The sequence below is a fragment of the Agromyces sp. NSFZ genome, from assembly GCF_056156205.1.
Genome location: NZ_CM149585.1, coordinates 1,778,439 through 1,796,535, shown reverse-complemented (window position 1 = coordinate 1,796,535; position 18,097 = coordinate 1,778,439). Strand labels below are relative to the sequence as shown.

The 18,097-nt window shown below is 68.3% G+C and carries 14 protein-coding genes and 2 rRNA genes; all 16 read right to left on the bottom strand.

Going from position 1 to position 18,097, the window contains the following annotated elements; all coding sequences use genetic code 11:
* Window positions 1-3: 3 nt before the first annotated feature.
* On the bottom strand, window positions 4-1,086 hold the full coding sequence (locus tag ACVFI9_RS08460) for a prephenate dehydrogenase (protein ID WP_474765736.1): 1,083 nt from the start codon (window positions 1,084-1,086) through the stop codon (window positions 4-6).
* Entirely contained in the window at window positions 1,083-1,895 is an 813-nt protein-coding gene (locus ACVFI9_RS08455) for a pseudouridine synthase (RefSeq protein ID WP_474765734.1), read from the bottom strand. The genes ACVFI9_RS08460 and ACVFI9_RS08455 overlap by 4 nt, the downstream gene beginning before the upstream one ends.
* Entirely contained in the window at window positions 1,888-2,631 is a 744-nt protein-coding gene (gene scpB, locus ACVFI9_RS08450; protein ID WP_474765732.1) for an SMC-Scp complex subunit ScpB, read from the bottom strand. Before scpB ends, ACVFI9_RS08455 begins: the two co-directional genes overlap by 8 nt.
* Window positions 2,621-3,448 (bottom strand): segregation and condensation protein A, encoded by an 828-nt coding sequence (locus ACVFI9_RS08445; protein ID WP_474766210.1) that lies wholly within the window; start codon window positions 3,446-3,448, stop codon window positions 2,621-2,623. Before ACVFI9_RS08445 ends, scpB begins: the two co-directional genes overlap by 11 nt.
* Window positions 3,449-3,488: 40 nt before the next feature.
* Entirely contained in the window at window positions 3,489-4,376 is an 888-nt protein-coding gene (locus tag ACVFI9_RS08440) for a ParA family protein (protein WP_474765730.1), read from the bottom strand.
* A gap of 57 nt (window positions 4,377-4,433) precedes the next feature.
* Window positions 4,434-5,339, bottom strand: a complete 906-nt coding sequence (xerD, locus tag ACVFI9_RS08435; RefSeq protein ID WP_474765728.1) for a site-specific tyrosine recombinase XerD — start codon at window positions 5,337-5,339, stop codon at window positions 4,434-4,436.
* On the bottom strand, window positions 5,336-6,028 hold the full coding sequence (locus ACVFI9_RS08430) for an NUDIX domain-containing protein (RefSeq protein ID WP_474765727.1): 693 nt from the start codon (window positions 6,026-6,028) through the stop codon (window positions 5,336-5,338). Before ACVFI9_RS08430 ends, xerD begins: the two co-directional genes overlap by 4 nt.
* Window positions 6,021-7,661: a CTP synthase gene (locus ACVFI9_RS08425; protein ID WP_474765726.1), complete on the bottom strand. Its 1,641-nt coding sequence runs from the start codon at window positions 7,659-7,661 to the stop codon at window positions 6,021-6,023. The genes ACVFI9_RS08430 and ACVFI9_RS08425 overlap by 8 nt, the downstream gene beginning before the upstream one ends.
* Window positions 7,662-7,860: 199 nt before the next feature.
* Entirely contained in the window at window positions 7,861-9,561 is a 1,701-nt protein-coding gene (recN, locus tag ACVFI9_RS08420) for a DNA repair protein RecN (protein ID WP_474765725.1), read from the bottom strand.
* A 39-nt stretch (window positions 9,562-9,600) separates the two neighbouring features.
* Entirely contained in the window at window positions 9,601-10,515 is a 915-nt protein-coding gene (locus ACVFI9_RS08415) for an NAD kinase (protein ID WP_474765723.1), read from the bottom strand.
* A complete protein-coding gene (locus tag ACVFI9_RS08410; protein ID WP_474765722.1) occupies window positions 10,512-11,321 on the bottom strand; it encodes a TlyA family RNA methyltransferase in 810 nt (269 codons plus the stop codon). The genes ACVFI9_RS08415 and ACVFI9_RS08410 overlap by 4 nt, the downstream gene beginning before the upstream one ends.
* Before the next feature lie 2 nt (window positions 11,322-11,323).
* Entirely contained in the window at window positions 11,324-11,488 is a 165-nt protein-coding gene (locus ACVFI9_RS08405; RefSeq protein WP_474765720.1) for a hypothetical protein, read from the bottom strand.
* 70 nt (window positions 11,489-11,558) lie between these two features.
* Window positions 11,559-12,593, bottom strand: a complete 1,035-nt coding sequence (locus tag ACVFI9_RS08400; protein WP_474765719.1) for an HAD-IIA family hydrolase — start codon at window positions 12,591-12,593, stop codon at window positions 11,559-11,561.
* The gene (locus ACVFI9_RS08395; protein ID WP_474765718.1) at window positions 12,568-14,133 is read right to left on the bottom strand and encodes a tetratricopeptide repeat protein; all 1,566 of its coding nucleotides are present in this window, start codon (window positions 14,131-14,133) and stop codon (window positions 12,568-12,570) included. Before ACVFI9_RS08395 ends, ACVFI9_RS08400 begins: the two co-directional genes overlap by 26 nt.
* Before the next feature lie 135 nt (window positions 14,134-14,268).
* Window positions 14,269-14,385: ribosomal RNA gene (gene rrf / locus ACVFI9_RS08390) — 5S ribosomal RNA — on the bottom strand.
* 202 nt (window positions 14,386-14,587) lie between these two features.
* Window positions 14,588-17,691, bottom strand: a 23S ribosomal RNA gene (locus ACVFI9_RS08385).
* Window positions 17,692-18,097: the final 406 nt, after the last annotated feature.

Below are 18,097 nucleotides of genomic sequence, written 5' to 3'. Positions count from 1 at the left end.
TGTTCAGCCTGCGATCCGCCAGCCGCGTGCGGCCAGCTCGTCGGTGAGTCGCTCCACGACCTCGGGAAGCACGAAGACCTCGGCGAGGCCCACCTGGGCGCCCGGCGAGTGCTCGAGGCGGAAGTCCTCGAGGTTCACGCCGGCGTCGCCGACATCGTTGAAGAGCCGGGCGAGCTGCCCCGGGCGGTCGTCGACCATCACGATGAGGCTCGCGTACCGGCGGTCGACACCGTGCTTGCCGGGGAGTCGCTCGACGCCGGTGTTGCCGCCGAACAGCTCCTCGGCGATGCGGCGGCGGGCGCCGGGCGCCTCGAAGTCCTCGAGGGCGGCGATGAACCGGTCGAGGTCGTCGCGGTAGGCGCGGAGGATCTCGGCGACCGGCCGCGCGTTCTGCCCGAGGATCTGCACCCACAACTCGGGATCGCTCGCCGCGATGCGCGTGACATCGCGCAGCCCCTGTCCGGCGAGGTTCAGGGAGGCGTGCGGCGCCTCGATGAGTCGGCGCGCCAGGAGGCTCGACACGACCTGGGGCACGTGCGACACGAGCGCGACCGCCTGGTCGTGCTGCTCAGGGGTGAGCTCGACGAGGGTCGCCCCGAGGTCGAGGATCAGGTCGTCGATGGCGGCGGCATTCTGGTACGAGACGTTGCCGTGGTCGACGACGACCCATGGGCGTCCGACGAAGAGGTCCGCGCGGCCCGACATCGGTCCGCCCCGCTCGCGGCCCGCCATCGGGTGGGTGCCGATGTAGCGGGAGAGGTCGGCGCCGCGTGCCTTGAGGTCGTCGTAGACGGCGAGCTTGACGCTCGCGACATCCGTCACGAGGGCCTCGGGGTACGCCTCGAGCTCGGCGGCGACGACGTCGGCGGTGACATCGGGCGGCACGCACACCACGATGAGCTGAGGCCGGTCGCCCGGCTCGGCGGGCCGGCCGGCACCGTAGTCGACGGCGATCGCGAGGTGCGTGGGTGACGCGTCGGCGAGGATGACGTCGATGCCCTTCGCTTTGAGGCCGAGGCCGATGCTCGCACCGAGGAGACCGACGCCGACGACGCGCACCGGGCCGATCAGGCGTGATTCGGTCACGAGTCCCCTTCGTTCGATACGGCCCCGTCATCCGATCGCGTGTCGTCGCGCGCGGTGTCGGCAGCGCGGGAGATCGTGAGCAGTCGGCCGAGTTCCACCTTAGTCAACTCGCGCATGGCGCCCGACTTCAGGGTGCCGAGATGCAGCGGGCCGAAGCTGCGACGCACGAGGTCGGTGACCGGATGCCCCACCGCGTCGAGCATCCGCCGCACGATGCGGTTCCGCCCCGAGTGCAGGGTCACCTCGACCATGGTGTGCCGGTCGTCGCCCTGCTGCTGCAGGATGCGTCCGCGATCGATCGCGATGGGCCCGTCGTCGAGTTCGATCCCCTGCTTGAGTCGCTGGACGGTCTGCGGGGTCATCCGGCCGCGCACCTTGGCGATGTATGTCTTCTCCACGCCGAACGACGGGTGCGCGAGCACGTGCGCCAGCTCGCCGTCGTTCGTGAGCAGCAGCAGGCCGCTCGTCTCCGCGTCGAGGCGGCCCACGTTGAAGACGCGCTCCTCGAGCCCGTCGGTGAAGCGTCGGAGGTCGGGGCGGCCCTGTTCGTCGCGCATCGACGACACCACGCCGCGGGGCTTGTTCAGCATGTAGTAGCGCTTCGCGGGGTCGAGCTGCACGGCGACGCCGTCGACCGCGACCAGGTCGGTCGCGGGGTCGACCCGGCTGCCGAGCTCCGTGACCACCTGGCCGTTGACCTCGACCCGGCCCTCGACGATGAGCTGCTCCGACACCCGGCGGCTCGCCACGCCCGCCGCGGCGAGCACCTTCTGGAGCCGTTGCCCACTGCGGTCCTGCTGGTCAGTCACGGTCGAATCCCCCCTGGCCGTCGTCGAGCAGCGGCGAGATGTGCGGCAGCTCCTCGATCGAGTTGACGCCGAGGTTCGTGAGCAGCAGGTCGGTGGTGCCGTAGAGGATCGCCCCGGTCTCGGCATCCGTGTCGACCTCGGTGATGAGCCCCCGGCCGAGCAGGGTGCGCACCACGGAGTCGACGTTGACCGCGCGGATCGAGGCGATCGACGAGCGTGAGATCGGCTGCTTGTACGCGATCACGGCGAGCGTCTCGAGCGCCGCCTGCGACAGCTTCGATGTGGACTGCGTGAGCACGAAATCGGTCACGAGCGTGTCGTACTCGGCGCGCACGTAGAAGCGCCAGCCGCCGCCGACCTCGCGGAGCTCGAAGCCGCGCCGGATGCCACGTGCCGCCGCCGCCTCGTCGGCGACGTCGGTGCGGGGCTCGCCCGACGTACCCGTGCCGTCGTAGTCGGCGACGAGTCGGGCGATGGCGGCGCGCACCTCGGCGACCGGACGCGCGACCGCCGCGGCGAGCTGCACGATGCTCTGCGGCTCGTCGGCGATGAACAGGATCGCCTCGAGCGCGCGGTCGAGGTCGAGCCTGGGCTGGCCGGGCACGTCGAGCGGCGTGACGATCGACAGCTCGGGCCCGTGCTCCTCCGCGGGTTGAGGAGGCGACGAAGGAGCCGTCTCGAAACCCTCTTCCGCGGCATCCTCCGTCAACTCCGCGGCATCCGTCTCACTCGTCATAGTCAGCCCCCAGGCTCTCGAGGTTGTCATCCGACCAGCTGTCGGCGGCCCAGCGCAGCGTGAGCTCGCCGAGCGGCTCGAGCTGCTCGAACCCGATCGCCGCGTGCCGGTACAGCTCGAGCACCGCGAGGAAGCGGGCGACCACCACTCCGGACTGGGTGATGCCCGCGATGAGCTCGCGGAACGTCACGGGATCGCCCCGCCGGAGCACGGCGACGACGTGCGCGGCCTGCTCGCGGATCGACACGAGCGGCGCGTGCAGGTGGTCGAGGCCGACGACGGGGATCTCACGCGGCGTGAGCGCGAGCACCGCGAGCGCGGCGAAGTCCTCGAGGCTCAGCGTCCATCGCAGCTCGGGCTCGCGCTGGCGGAAACGGTCCTCCAGGCGCACGCTGCGCGGATGCCGCCGCGATTCGGTCTCGAGGCGCGACGCGAACCAGCGCGACGCCTCCTTGAAGGCGCGGTACTGCAGCAGCCGGGCGAAGAGCAGGTCGCGCGCCTCGAGGAGCGCGACGTCCTCGGCGTCGACGAGCTCGCCCTGCGGCAGGAGCCCGGCGACCTTGAGGTCGAGCAGCGTCGCCGCGACCACGAGGAACTCCGACGCGCGATCGAGCTCCTCCTCGGAGTCGAGGCCCTTCAGGTACGAGATGAACTCGTCGGTGACCGCCGAGAGCGACACCTCGGTGATGTCGAGTTCGTGCTTGGCGATGAGCGAGAGCAGCAGGTCGAACGGGCCCTCGAAGTTCGAGAGGGCGACCCGGAAGCCGGTCGTGGTCTCATCGGCTGCCGCATCGCCGGGCACGCCGTCGACCGTCAGGCGCTCGGCGGGCACGCCGTCGTCGGCAACCGGAACGCGCTCAGGCGACCGCGCCACGGAAGATCAGCTCCCTCGCGAGCTGCCGGTACGACCTCGACGCCTGGTGCTCCGGCGCGAACTCGGTGATGGGGGTCGCGGCGACCGTCGCGTCGGGGAACTTCACCGTGCGCGTGATGACCGTCTCGAGCACCTTCTCGCCGAATGCGTCGACCACCCGCTCGAGCACCTCGCGCGAGTGCAGCGTGCGCGCGTCGTACATGGTCGCGAGGATGCCGTCGAGCTCGATCGCGGGGTTCAGGCGGTCGCGCACCTTGTCGATGGTCTCGATGAGCAGCGCGACGCCGCGCAGTGCGAAGTACTCGCATTCGAGCGGGATGACCACGCCGTGGCTGGCCGTGAGCGCGTTGACGGTGAGCAGGCCGAGCGACGGCTGGCAGTCGATGAGGATGACGTCGTAGTCGCTTGAGACGCGCCGCAGCACGCCGGCGAGGATCTGCTCTCGAGCGACCTCGGTGACGAGGTGCACCTCGGCGGCAGACAGGTCGATGTTCGCGGGGATCACGTCGAGCCCGTCGACCATGGTGTGCTGAATGGCGTCGGCCGGGTCGAGACCGCGAGAGAGCAGCAGGTCGTAGATCGTGGGCGCGTCGTGCGTCTGCACGCCGAGCCCCGCCGACAGCGCGCCCTGCGGGTCGAAGTCGACGGCGAGCACGCGCCTGCCGTACTCGGCGAGGGTCGCACCGAGGTTGATCGTCGTCGTGGTCTTGCCGACGCCGCCCTTCTGGTTGCAGAGCGCGATGATGCGGGCGGGCCCGTGCGACCGCAGGGCCGTGGGCTCGGGGAAGTCGCGGTGCGGGCGACCGGTCGGACCGACCTCGGACTCCAGCGACGCGATTCCGTCTGCCGGGTCCTGTGTCTGGTGGGTCACGTGTGGTCTCTCTCCCGCGTCGTCAGAGCCTGCATCCGTGTGCGCGCTTGGTCGATTCTAGCGAGCACGTGGGTGGGCTGCCGTGTACATCTCCCGGAGTGTATCGGCTGTGACCAGCGTGTAGATCTGGGTGGTCGCGACCGACGAGTGCCCGAGCAGCTCCTGCACCACGCGCACGTCGGCGCCGCCCTCGAGCAGGTGGGTGGCGAACGAGTGGCGCAGGGTGTGCGGCGAGACGGATGCCCCGAGCCCGGCCCGTTCGGCGGCCCGATGGATGACGTCCCATGCGGCCTGCCGCGACATCCGCCGCCCGCGGAGTCCGAGGAAGAGCGCCGGAGTCGCGGTGCCGCGCGCCGACAGGGTCGGACGTGCGCGCACGAGGTACGCGTCGATCGCACGCCGCGCATAGGAGCCGAGCGGCACGATGCGCTGCTTGCCGCCTTTGCCGAACAGGCGCACGACCTCGTCGTCGACGAGGTCGTCGACGTTCAGCGACACCGCCTCCGACACCCGGGCGCCCGTCGCGTAGAGCAGCTCGAGCAGTGCCGCGTCGCGCAGTTCGTGCACCTCCTCCCCGCCGGCCGCCGCGATGAGCGCCTCCACGTCCTCGACGGGAATGGCCTTCGGCAGCCGCATGGGCAGCTTCGGCGGACGCAGCTCGCGCGAGACATCCGCCTCGATCAGTCCTTCCTCGGCGAGGAAGCGGTGCAGGCCGCGCACCGCCGACAGCACTCGGGCGATCGACGAGGTCGCGAGCGTCGGCCGGCGCTCGGAACCGAGGAAGCGCACGAAGTCGGCGATGTCCTGCTCCCCCACGGTGCCAGGACCGTCGAACCCGCGGGCCGCAAGCCAGTCGCCGTAGATGCCGAGGTCACGGCGATACGACGTCACCGTGTTGCGCGCGAGACCGCGTTCCACCGTGAGGTGCCGCAGGTACCCCTCGACGGACGCGGCCACGGTCATGGCCCTGCCGTCTCCGGGCGCGGAGTCGAGCGACCGGGCCAGGGGGCGTCCGCGGGCGCGAGGCCCTGCCAGCCCCGGGCGCGCGCCGCGAAGGCGGCGAGGGTGCCGTAGACGAGCGACGAATTCTGCACGCGGCGCGCGAGCACCGCATCGACGCAGTCGTCGAGGTCGGCCCAGTGCGTCTGCATGTCGGCCTCTTCGGCCTCGCGCTCGAACACCTGGTCGGCCGGGCGGAGCCCGCGGGCGAGGTAGATGCGGATCGCCTCGTCGCTGCCGCCGGGTGACGTGTAGACGTCGATGAGCACGGCCCACTCGGATGCCTCGAGGTCGCCCTCCTCGGCGAGCTCCCGCTTGGCCGTGGCGAGCGGGTCCTCGCCGTGCACGTCGAGGAGCCCGGCGGGGATCTCCCACTCGCGGGTGCGCACCGCATGCCGGTACTGGCGGATCAGGAAGATCCGGCCGCCATCGTCGATGGCGACCACGGCGACCGCGCCGGGATGGTCGACGTACTCGCGCACGAGGTGCTCCCCGCCGTACTCGAACGTGTCGCGGCGCACATCCCAGATGCGTCCTTCGAACACCCGTCGGCTCGCGACGAGCGGCAGGTCGACCCGCTCGTCGGCGAGGCTGACGACCCCGTCGCGCGGGCCGACGGCCGCTGCGGGCGGCTCCGGCGACGGCTCAGCCATTGGCGACGTCGAAGAGCAGGCTCGCCTGCTGCCGCTCGAGCGCCGCGCCCACGAGCCCGCGGAACAGCGGGTGCGCGTTGTTCGGGCGGCTGCGGAGCTCGGGGTGCGCCTGCGTGCCGACGTAGAACGGGTGGACCTCGCGCGGAAGCTCGACGAACTCGACGAGGTGCCGGTCGGGCGACATGCCCGAGAACACCATGCCCGCCTGCGCGATGCGGTCGCGGTAGGCGTTGTTCACCTCGTAACGGTGCCGGTGCCGCTCGGAGACCTCGGTCGACCCGTAGAGCTCGGCCGCGATGGAGCCGTCGGCGAGCTTGGCGGGATACAGGCCGAGGCGCATCGTGCCGCCGAGGTCGCCGCCCGCGATGATCTCCACCTGCTCCTCCATGGTCGCGATGACCGGGAACTCGGTGTCGGGGTCGAACTCGCTCGACGAGGCGCCGGGCAGGCCGACGACGTTGCGCGAGTACTCGATGACCATGCACTGCAGGCCGAGACAGAGGCCCAGTGCCGGAAGCGCGTTCTCACGGGCGAACCGCAGCGCGCCGAGCTTGCCCTCGATGCCGCGAACCCCGAATCCGCCCGGCACGCAGATGCCGTCGAGATGTGCGAGGTGCTTCTGCGCGCCCTCGGGCGTGCGGCACTCGTCGGAGGGGATCCACTCGATGTTGACCTTGGTGTCGTTCGCGAAGCCGCCGGCGCGCAGCGCCTCGGTGACCGAGAGGTACGCGTCGGGCAGGTCGATGTACTTGCCGACGAGTCCGATGGTGACCTCGTGCTTCGGGTCGTGCACGACCTCGAGGAGCTCGCTCCAGCCCGACCAGTCGACGTCGGCGGCCCTGCCGTCGAGACCGAGCGCGTCGATGATGTACGCGTCGAGGCCCTGGTCGTGCAGCATCGTGGGGATGTCGTAGATCGACGGAACGTCGACCGCGTTCACGACGGCTGCCTCGTCGACGTCGCACATGAGCGCGATCTTGCGCTTGTTCCCCTCGGTGACGGGGCGATCGCTGCGGAGCACGAGCGCGTCGGGCTGGATGCCGATGGAGCGCAGCGCCGCAACGGAGTGCTGCGTCGGCTTCGTCTTCTGCTCGCCCGAGGCGCCCATGTAGGGCACGAGCGACACGTGCACGAAGAACACGTTCTTGCGGCCGAGCTCATGCCGCACCTGCCTCGCCGACTCGATGAACGGCTGCGACTCGATGTCGCCCACGGTGCCGCCGATCTCGGTGATGATCACGTCGGGCTTCGGGCTCTCGGTGGCCTGCAGGCGCATGCGGCGCTTGATCTCGTCGGTGATGTGCGGGATCACCTGCACCGTGTCGCCGAGGTACTCGCCGCGACGCTCCTTGGCGATCACCGTCGAATAGATCTGGCCGGTCGTCACGTTGGCGGCCTGCGACAGGTTGATGTCGAGGAATCGCTCGTAGTGCCCGATGTCGAGGTCGGTCTCGGCGCCGTCGTCGGTGACGAAGACCTCACCGTGCTGGAACGGGTTCATGGTGCCCGGGTCGACGTTGAGGTACGGATCCAGCTTCTGCATGACCACCCGGAGGCCCCTGGCCGTCAGGAGGTTGCCGAGGCTCGCCGCCGTGAGTCCCTTGCCCAACGAAGAAACGACACCACCGGTCACGAAGATGTGCTTGGTCGTGTCGTTCGAAGAGTCGAGGTTCGAATTGTCTGTGCTCGAAAGAGCTCTGCCGCGTTCATCCACCACGGGCTTATAGTCTAACCCACGATCGTCGCCAGCCCGGCCGACATGCCCCACGCGCTCCCCCTTCTCCGATGGCGTCAACTCGACGCCGCGTTCACGCGACGCGGTGCCGCGATGTTCATGCCGCCCGATCCGCGGCGATCTCCAGCAACTCGCGCGCATGCGCGAGGCCGCTCTCGGAATCGGCGAGGCCCGACAGCAACCGTGCCATCTCGGCCTCGCGTTCGGCACCGGCCAGTTGCCGGACGCTCGACGACGTCACCTGCCCGTCGGTGCCCTTCACGACGCTCAGGTGGTTCGTGGCGAAGGCGGCCACTTGGGCGAGGTGGGTGACCACGATCACCTGCGACCGTTCGGCGAGCCGCGCGAGTCGCCGGCCGATCTCGATGGCCGCCGCGCCGCCGACGCCCGCGTCGACCTCGTCGAAGACGAACGTGGGCACTGGGTCGGTGCCGGCGATGACCACCTCGATCGCGAGCATGACGCGCGAGAGCTCGCCACCCGACGCGCCCCGCGACACGGGGCGCGGCTCGGCGCCCGGGTGCGGCTGCAGCAGGATCGCCACCTGGTCGCGACCGTGGGCTGCCGGCTCATGATCGGCGTCGACGGTGATGCTGAGGCGCGCGTCGGGCATCGCGAGCGCCGCGAGTTCGTCGGTGACGGCTGCCGCGAGCCGCTCGGCCGCCTGGCCGCGCAGCTCGGTGAGCCTCGCTGCCAGCCGGTCGACCTCGTCGGCCAGCTCGGCGACGGATGCCTCGAGCAGCGCGATGCGATCGTCGTCGCCGTCGAGCTCGACGAGACGCAGTCCACCGGTGCGCCGGAACTCGAGCACCTCGTCGAGGGAGCCTCCGTGTCGTCGGATGAGCGCCGTGATGAGCGCACGCCGCTCCTGCACGATCTCGAGCTCACGGGCGCTGTCGGCGTCGAGCCCGGCGAGGTAGCCGGCGAGCTCGGTCGCGGCGTCGGCGAGCAGGAATCCGGCGCTCTGCAGGGCTTCGGCGATGGGCACGAGCGTCGAATCGTGCTCGACGACGTGCTCGAGGTGGCGCTTCGCGCTGTCGACGAGGGCGATGGCGTCGGGCGCGCCGTCGGTGAGGTCCTCGGCCGACACGAGGGCTCGCGCCTGCGCGGCGGCGAGGCGGAGCTCCTCGAGGTTCGAGAGGCGGTCGGCGCGCTCGGCGAGCTCGGCGTCTTCGCCGGGCTGCGGGTCGGTGGCCTCGACCTCCTCGAGGGCCTCGCGCAGGTCCTCGGCCTCACGAGCCCTGGCATCGTGAGCGTCGCGCAGCCGTTCGAGCTCGGCGGCGTCGGCGCGCCACGCCGTGAAGGCCTCGCGGTACTCGGCCAGCGCAGCCGCCAGCGGGGTGCCCGCGAAGCGGTCGAGCGCGTCGCGCTGGGCCACCGCGGAGCGCAGGCGTTGCTGGTCCGCCTGGCCGTGCACCACCACGAGCTCGTCGCCGAGATCGCCGAGCACGCCGACGGGGGCGCTGCGGCCGCCCACGACGGCGCGGCTGCGCCCCTCGGAGGACACCGACCGGCCGAGGAGCAACTCACCGTCGTCGATCTCGCCGCCCGTCTCGGCCACGCGTTCGGCGATGGCGCCGTCGTCGGGAACGAGCCAGCGGCCCTCGACCCACGCCTGCTTCGCGCCGGCGCGCACGGCGCCGGCGTCGGCGCGAGCGCCGAGCAGGAGGCCGAGCGCGGTGACGACCATGGTCTTGCCGGCTCCGGTCTCACCCGTGACGGCGGTGAATCCCGCGCCGAGCGGAAGTGTGGCCTCGGCGATCACGCCGAGGTCGCGGATGCCGAGTTCCTCAATCACGGCGGACCTCACCTCTGCCGACCTCGCTCATCGCAGCCCTCATTCGCGTCTGCCCGGGCCTCGCCAGCCCGTGACCGGCAACTGGAACTTGTTGACCAGCCGGTCGGTGAAGGGCGCCTCGTGCAGGCGAGCGAGGCGCACCGGCACCGGCGACCGGCGCACGATGACGCGAGCGCCGGGCGGCAGGTCGAACGTGCGACGGCCGTCGCACCAGATGACGGCGGCCGCCTCGGTTCGCTGCAGGATCTCGACCGCGAGCGAGGATTCGGGACCCACGACCAGCGGGCGGGCGAACAGGGCGTGCGCGCTGAGCGGCACGAGCAGCAGCGCTTCGAGGCTCGGCCACACCACCGGGCCGCCGGCGGAGAAGGAGTACGCGGTCGAACCCGTGGGTGTCGACATCACGATGCCGTCGCATCCGAACGAGGACAGCGGCCTTCGGTCGACCTCGACCACGACCTCGAGCATGCGCTCGCGCTCGGCCTTCTCGACGGTCGCCTCGTTGAGCGCCCAGCTCTCGTAGACGACCTCGTTGCCGACCTTCGCACGTACCGAGAGCGTCATGCGCTCCTCAACGGTGTAGTCACGGGCCAGGGCGCGGGCGACGGTGTACCCGAGGTCGTCGCGCTCGCTCTCGGCGAGGAACCCGACATGTCCGAGGTTCACCCCGAGGAGCGCGACGTTGTGGTCGCGCATGAGTTCGGCGGCACGCAGGATCGTGCCGTCGCCACCCAGCACGATGACGAGCTCGACGAGGTTCGGGTCGACCTCCTCGAAGCGCTTGACCCGGCCGTTGAGCTCGGGAACGAAGGCGTGCACCTCTTCCCAGTGCTCGGCGGCGATCACGGGGACCGCACCTTCGGCGAGCAGCTGCGAGCACACTTCGCCCGTCGCCTCGAGGGCGGACTGCCTGCCGGTGTGGGAGACCACGAGGAAGTGCCGTGCGTCGTTCACGCGTTCGTGCCTCCAGTCAGCTGCTCCACCCGACGCATCCATTCTGTCGGATTCACCCCGCGTGAGGCGCTGAGGTGCACGAGGTATTCGTGATTGCCGTGGCTGCCCGCGATTGGGGAGGACAAGACGCCGACCGTTCCGAGCCCGAGGTCGAAGGCCGCCCACAGCACGTTCGCGACGGCCTCGGATCGGAGCGCGGCATCCCGCACCACCCCCTCGCGCACCCCGCCGCGGCCGACCTCGAACTGCGGCTTCACGAGCAGCACGAAGTCGGCGTCCGCGGCGGCAGTCGAGTGCAGCGCAGGCAGCACGGTGGTGAGCGAGATGAACGACAGGTCGGCGGTCACGAGGGACGGAGGCTCGGTCACGCCGGTCAACGCCGCGAGCCGCGGCCGGTCGAGGCTTCGCACGTTGCAGCCCTCGACGAGCACGAGGCCCGGTGCGTCGTGCAGCACGGGCGCGAGCTGGCCGTGGCCCACGTCGACCGCGAGCACGACCCGCGCGCCGCGCTCGAGCAGCACCTGGGTGAAGCCGCCGGTCGACGCACCGGCGTCGAGCACCACGCGACCCGCGGGGTCGACGCCGAATCCGTCGAGCGCGGCGATGAGCTTGTGGGCGGCCCGGCTCACGTAGTGGTCGGATGCCGCGACCACGAGGTCTGCGTGCTCGGAGACCTTCATCGCCGGCTTCACGGCCGGCCGTCCGTCGACGGTCACCACGCCTCCGGCGATGAGTGCGGCCGCGTGCGTGCGCGAGCGCGCGAGACCCCGTGCCGCGAGGGCGGCATCGAGCCGCTGCTCGGGCATCGTCAACTCGGGCCGCGCGAGGGATCGGAGTGCTCGAGTTCCGTGCGCAGCCGGTCGGCGATCTCCTGGTAGCCCCGAGCGCGCTCGCCGAGCGGCTTCGACTCGATGTCGCGGAGTTCCGCGACGGTCTGGTCGGCTGCCGCGGCGGGCTCGTCGTCAGTGCTCACCCGACCACGCTACCTCGCCCCGCCGTCGGTGCGGCCCCATGCCGCGGCATTGCGCCGAGGAGCACGGCGCTCAGGAGTACAGCCGGGACGGCACCTCGAGCGCATGGATCGCGGTGCCCGACGACCAGATCGCCGCGCAGGCGGCACGGAGCAGGTCGAGCGAGCCGTCGCCGTCGGCCACCACGGCCACACGATTGCCGTCGACGCGGACGCGCGCACCCCGCACCCGCACGCCACCGTCGCGCGCGGTCTCGACGGCCGGGTACGGTTCATGGAGCTCCCGCAGGTCGCCGAGGATGAAGTCGGGGCGGCTCTTGGCGTCCGCGGCGAGCACCTGCTTCGCGCGGTCGATGCCGGTGAGCACGAGGGCGCTCCTCATGCCGGCGCGATTCGCACCGAGGATGTCGGTGTCGAGCCGGTCGCCGACGACGAGCGGCCGCTCGGCGCCGAATCGGCGCATCGCCTCCTCGAAGATCGGCGTCTCGGGCTTGCCGGCGACGACCGGAAGGCGACCGACGGCCGTGTGCACCGCGGAGACGAGCGTGCCGTTGCCGGGCGCGATGCCCCGAGCGACCGGGATCGTCCAGTCCATGTTCGTGGCGATCCACGGGATGCCCGGGGTCGCGGCGTCCGGCCCGCCGTGCGCGTTCAGGGCGAACGACGCCTCGGCGAGCTCGCGCCAGCCCACCTCGGGCGCGAACCCCTGCACGACGGCCGCGGGCGCGTCATCCGCGGATCGCGTGACCCGGTAGCCGCGCTTCTCGAGCTCGGCGACGATGCCCTCGCCACCGACGACGAAGACGAGCGCACCCGGTTCGACGTGTTGCTCGAGCAGCCGCATGGCCGCCTGCGGCGAGGTCACCACGTCGTCGGGAACGACCTGGAGTCCGAGCTCTGCGAGGTGACGGGCGACGGATGCATCGCTTCGCGACGCGTTGTTCGTGATGTACCCGACGGCGTGCGACGCCTTGGTGCGGTTCAGGCTCTCGACGGCGTGCGGAATCGCGCCGTGACCGGCGTAGACGACGCCGTCGAGGTCGGCGAACACCGCGTCGATCCCGTCGAGCGGCGTCGACGCCTCAGCCCGCGTGCGGAACAGGCCCATCGGGCGCGTCCTCGTCGCTGTCGCCGGCATCCGGCCCGGCACCGGACTCGCGCTCCAGGAGCTCGCCCTCGGCGAGCACCGCGGCCACGTCGTCCTCGAGCACGGCGCCCGGATCGCCGATCACGTCGGGCTCGGCCGGGGCGTCGGATGCCTCTTCCGCGACGGATGTCGCCGGCGCCGGCCGCTCCGCGTCATCCTCGCCCTCATCGAGCTCGACCTCGAAGATCTCGACGACCTCGGACTCGGCCGGACCGCGGAGCGCCTCCTCGGCGCGATCCGCGCGGGCCCGCCAGTTCGCGGCCTCCGCCGTGCGGCCGAGTTCCTCGAGCACCTCCGCGTACGCCGCGAACAGTGCCGGGCTGTACGAGAACGCGCGGTCGGGGTCGAGCTGCGGGATCTCCAGCTCGGCGAGTGCCAACTCGGGCTGGTTCAGGTCGAGGCGCGCGCCCGACATCGCGATCGCGAGTCCGACCTGCACGGCCGCGGGGAGCGTCGTGCGGTCGACGGAACGGCCGACCTCGAGCGCGCGGTCGGGGCGCCCGACACCGCGTTCGCTGTCCACCATGAGCGGGAGCTGGTCATTGCGGCCGGAGATGCGGCGATACGTGCGCAGCTCGCGCAGGGCCAGGGCGAAGTCGCCGGTCGCGTACGCGGTGATCGCGAGCGTCTCGCGCACCACGGCGATGCGGCCGGCACGTCGTCCGGCCGACATCGCATGCCGGTGCGCCAGCTCGGGATCGACGTCGAGGTACATGGATGCCGCGACCAGGTGCCGCGCGACCCAGTCGGCGTTCTCCTTGCTCAGCGTCTTCAATTCGGCGCGGGCGCTCTTCTCGAGGTCGCGCGCCTCGATCGAATCGGGAATCTCGGGATCGTCGTGCCGGGGGCGCACCGCGAGCTCGGCCGCACCGAAGGTCTCGCGGGGAGGACGCTGCTCGCCTCGGCCGCCGCGCGTGTCGGGCCGGCCACCGCGCCGGTCGTCGCTCCGCGCGCCACTGTAGGGACGCTTCTCGCCGCCGGAGTACGGGCGTTTCGCGTCGCGGTCGCCGTAGGGGCGCTTGTCGCCGCCACCAGAGTAGGGGCGCTTCTCGCCGCCACCGGAGTACGGGCGCTTCTCGCCGCCACCGGAGTACGGGCGCTTCTCGCCGCCACCGGAGTACGGGCGCTTCGCATCGCGGTCACCATACGGGCGCTTCTCGCCGCCACCGGAGTACGGGCGCTTCGCGTCCCGGTCACCATACGGACGCTTCTCGCCGCCACCGGAGTACGGACGCTTCGCGTCCCGGTCACCATACGGACGCTTCTCGCCGCCACCGGAGTACGGACGCTTCGCATCGCGGTCACCATAGGGGCGCTTCGCATCGCGGTCACCGTACGGACGCTTCTCGCCCCCACCTGAGTACGGGCGCTTCGAGGGCCGGTCTCCGGTCGGCCGGCCTCCGGTGGCGCCGCGGGCACCGCCCTGCGGCCGCCGGCCGGGCCGTTCGTCGCCGCGGCGGGGCCGTTCCCTGCCGTCGGATTCGTCCTTGGAGTCGCTCACGAGTGTCCTTCGGGTGTGGAGTCCGCTTGGGACTCAACGGTACTGCGGCCGGCGATGCTTCGGCCCGTTAACGAGAAATGGCCACCCGCCGGCGATCGCAATTGATCGCGGTGGGTGGCCACTCTTCGAATGGATGTCCGGCGGTGTCCTACTCTCCCACAGGGTCGCCCCTGCAGTACCATCGGCGCTGCGAGTCTTAGCTTCCGGGTTCGGAATGTGTCCGGGCGTTTCCCTCGCGCTATGGCCGCCGAAACTCTAGAACCAACAGGGGCACACTCTTGGGTGTGGTGTTGGTGGTCTCGGCACCCCGTTCGCCCTGACCGCGGGTGGTCGGGGGTTGGGGTGTTGTCTGTGTGGTGTTGTCGGGTTTCCGTCTGTTGGGAACCACAGAGTGGACGCGAGCAATCTTGTCGGCCACACAACCCAGCCTTTGCAAACATGGTTGTGTGTAGTGATTGTCAAGTTATCGGCGTATTAGTACCGGTCAGCTGCGACAGTCGTTAGTCCTGTCTTCCACATCCGGCCTATCAACCCAGTCGTCTGGCTGGGAGCCTCTCCCCCGAAGGGATGGAAATCTCATCTCGAGGCCGGCTTCCCGCTTAGATGCTTTCAGCGGTTATCCATCCCGAACGTAGCTAACCAGCGGTGCTCCTGGCGGAACAACTGGCACACCAGAGGTTCGTCCAACCCGGTCCTCTCGTACTAGGGTCAGATCCTCTCAAATTTCCTACGCGCGCAGCGGATAGGGACCGAACTGTCTCACGACGTTCTAAACCCAGCTCGCGTACCGCTTTAATGGGCGAACAGCCCAACCCTTGGGACCTACTCCAGCCCCAGGATGCGACGAGCCGACATCGAGGTGCCAAACCATGCCGTCGATATGGACTCTTGGGCAAGATCAGCCTGTTATCCCCGAGGTACCTTTTATCCGTTGAGCGACAGCGCTTCCACAAGCCACTGCCGGATCACTAGTCCCGACTTTCGTCCCTGCTCGACCTGTCAGTCTCACAGTCAAGCTCCCTTGTGCACTTACACTCGCCACCTGATTGCCAACCAGGTTGAGGGAACCTTTGGGCGCCTCCGTTACTTTTTGGGAGGCAACCGCCCCAGTTAAACTACCCACCAGGCACTGTCCCTGAACCGGATCACGGTTCGAAGTTAGATATCCAGAGTGACCAGAGTGGTATTTCAACAATGACTCCACGAACACTGGCGTGCCCGCTTCAAAGTCTCCCACCTATCCTACACAAGCCACACCGAACACCAATACCAAGCTGTAGTAAAGGTCACGGGGTCTTTCCGTCCTGCTGCGCGTAACGAGCATCTTTACTCGTAATGCAATTTCGCCGAGTTCGCGGTTGAGACAGCTGGGAAGTCGTTACGCCATTCGTGCAGGTCGGAACTTACCCGACAAGGAATTTCGCTACCTTAGGATGGTTATAGTTACCACCGCCGTTTACTGGGGCTTAAATTCTCAGCTTCGCCTTGCGGCTAACCGGTCCTCTTAACCTTCCAGCACCGGGCAGGCGTCAGTCCGTATACATCGTCTTGCGACTTGGCACGGACCTGTGTTTTTAGTAAACAGTCGCTTCCCACTGGTCTCTGCGGCCACTCCACGCTTCCCCCAGCAAGTGGGTTCACGCTTCGGGCCCCCCTTCTCCCGAAGTTACGGGGGCATTTTGCCGAGTTCCTTAACCACGATTCTCTCGATCTCCTCGGTATTCTCTACCTGACCACCTGAGTCGGTTTGGGGTACGGGCGGCTGGAACCTCGCGTCGATGCTTTTCTCGGCAGCATAGGATCACCAACTTTTCATCCGCATCGCGTCTCAGCCTCGTGAACCGCGGATTTGCCTACGGTTCGGCCTACACGCTTGCCCCGGGTCAACCATCGCCCGGGTTCGGCTACCTTCCTGCGTCACACCTGTTAATACGCTCACTCCACCAGACGGGGTCGCATGCCGCCCCACGCGTCACCCCGAAGGGATCGTGCATGGATTAGGATGCTTAGCACTCCTGGTCTCGTGTGGGCGGTTCTTCGCCGGTACGGGAATATCAACCCGTTGTCCATCGACTACGCCTGTCGGCCTCGCCTTAGGTCCCGACTTACCCAGGGCAGATTAGCTTGACCCTGGAACCCTTGGTCTTCCGGAGGACGGGTTTCTCACCCGTCTTTCGCTACTCATGCCTGCATTCTCACTCGTGTGGCGTCCACGGCTGGTTCACACCGCCGCTTCACTCGCCACACGACGCTCTCCTACCCATCACCACGACTGGACCACGAAGGCCTATCGAATGCGGTAATGCCACGACTTCGGTGGCGTGCTTGAGCCCCGTTACATTGTCGGCGCGGAATCACTTGACCAGTGAGCTATTACGCACTCTTTCAAGGGTGGCTGCTTCTAAGCCAACCTCCTGGTTGTCTGTGCAACTCCACATCCTTTCCCACTTAGCACGCGCTTAGGGACCTTAGTCGGTGGTCTGGGTTGTTTCCCTCTCGACGATGAAGCTTATCCCCCACCGTCTCACTGCTGCGCTCTCACTTACCGGCATTCGGAGTTTGGCTGACGTCAGTAACCTTTTGGGGCCCATCGGCCATCCAGTAGCTCTACCTCCGGCAAGAAACACGCAACGCTGCACCTAAATGCATTTCGGAGAGAACCAGCTATCACGAAGTTTGATTGGCCTTTCACCCCTATCCACAGCTCATCCCCTCCATTTTCAACTGAAGTGGGTTCGGTCCTCCACGACGTCTTACCGTCGCTTCAACCTGGCCATGGATAGATCACTTCGCTTCGGGTCTAGGACCTGCGACTGAAACGCCCTATTCAGACTCGCTTTCGCTACGGCTACCCCACACGGGTTAACCTCGCCACAGATCACTAACTCGCAGGCTCATTCTTCAAAAGGCACGCCGTCACCCCAACAAGGAGGCTCCGACGGTTTGTAAGCAAACGGTTTCAGGTACTATTTCACTCCCCTCCCGGGGTACTTTTCACCTTTCCCTCACGGTACTTGTCCGCTATCGGTCATCTGGGAGTATTTAGGCTTATCAGGTGGTCCTGACAGATTCACACGGGATTTCTCGGGCCCCGTGCTACTTGGGATCCCTCTCCGGCCGGCCAGGCATTTCGACTACGGGACTCACACCCACTCCGGTCCGGCTTTCAATCCGGTTCGTCTATACCTGACGCGTCACCGCGACTGCACGGCAGTACAGTCCGAGAGGTCCCACAACCCCGACCATGCAACCCCTGCCGGGTATCACACATGACCGGTTTAGCCTCTTCCGCTTTCGCTCGCCACTACTCACGGAATCACGGTTGTTTTCTCTTCCTGTGGGTACTGAGATGTTTCACTTCCCCACGTTCCCTCTACCCGCCCTATACATTCAGGCGGGAGTCACCAGGTCACCCAAAGGGCCCGGCGGGGTTTCCCCATTCGGAAATCCTCGGATCACAGCTCGTTTATCAGCTCCCCGAGGCTTATCGCAGATTACGACGTCCTTCTTCGGCTCCAGATGCCAAGGCATCCACCGTTTGCTCTTAGAAACTTGAAATCACATGAGTTCGAATCGCACACCCACACCCCCGAAAGGGCACAGATGCGAAATTGACCAGTGAACACCGAACAACACCCCCGAAAGGATGCTCTTCAGCGTTTCACCTATTGTGATCAACACCCCCGAAGGGGCATCAATCTAAGATGCTCGCGTCCACTATGTAGTTCTCAACAGACGGCCAGAACCCCCACACCCACCAACCACACAGGTCGGTCTCGGTGAAGGCCTGAAGAGTCCAAACCACCCCCGACCCACAGGTCAGGGGATGCGCCCGGTCCCTCAGGACCCAACAGCGTGCACGCACCAACCCCCTCACCCCGACCCGTTCCAACCACCCCCCGAAAGAGACGGCGTACTAGAACCAGGACGACTCAGCTGATGCCTATGTCAATGTTCCACCCAT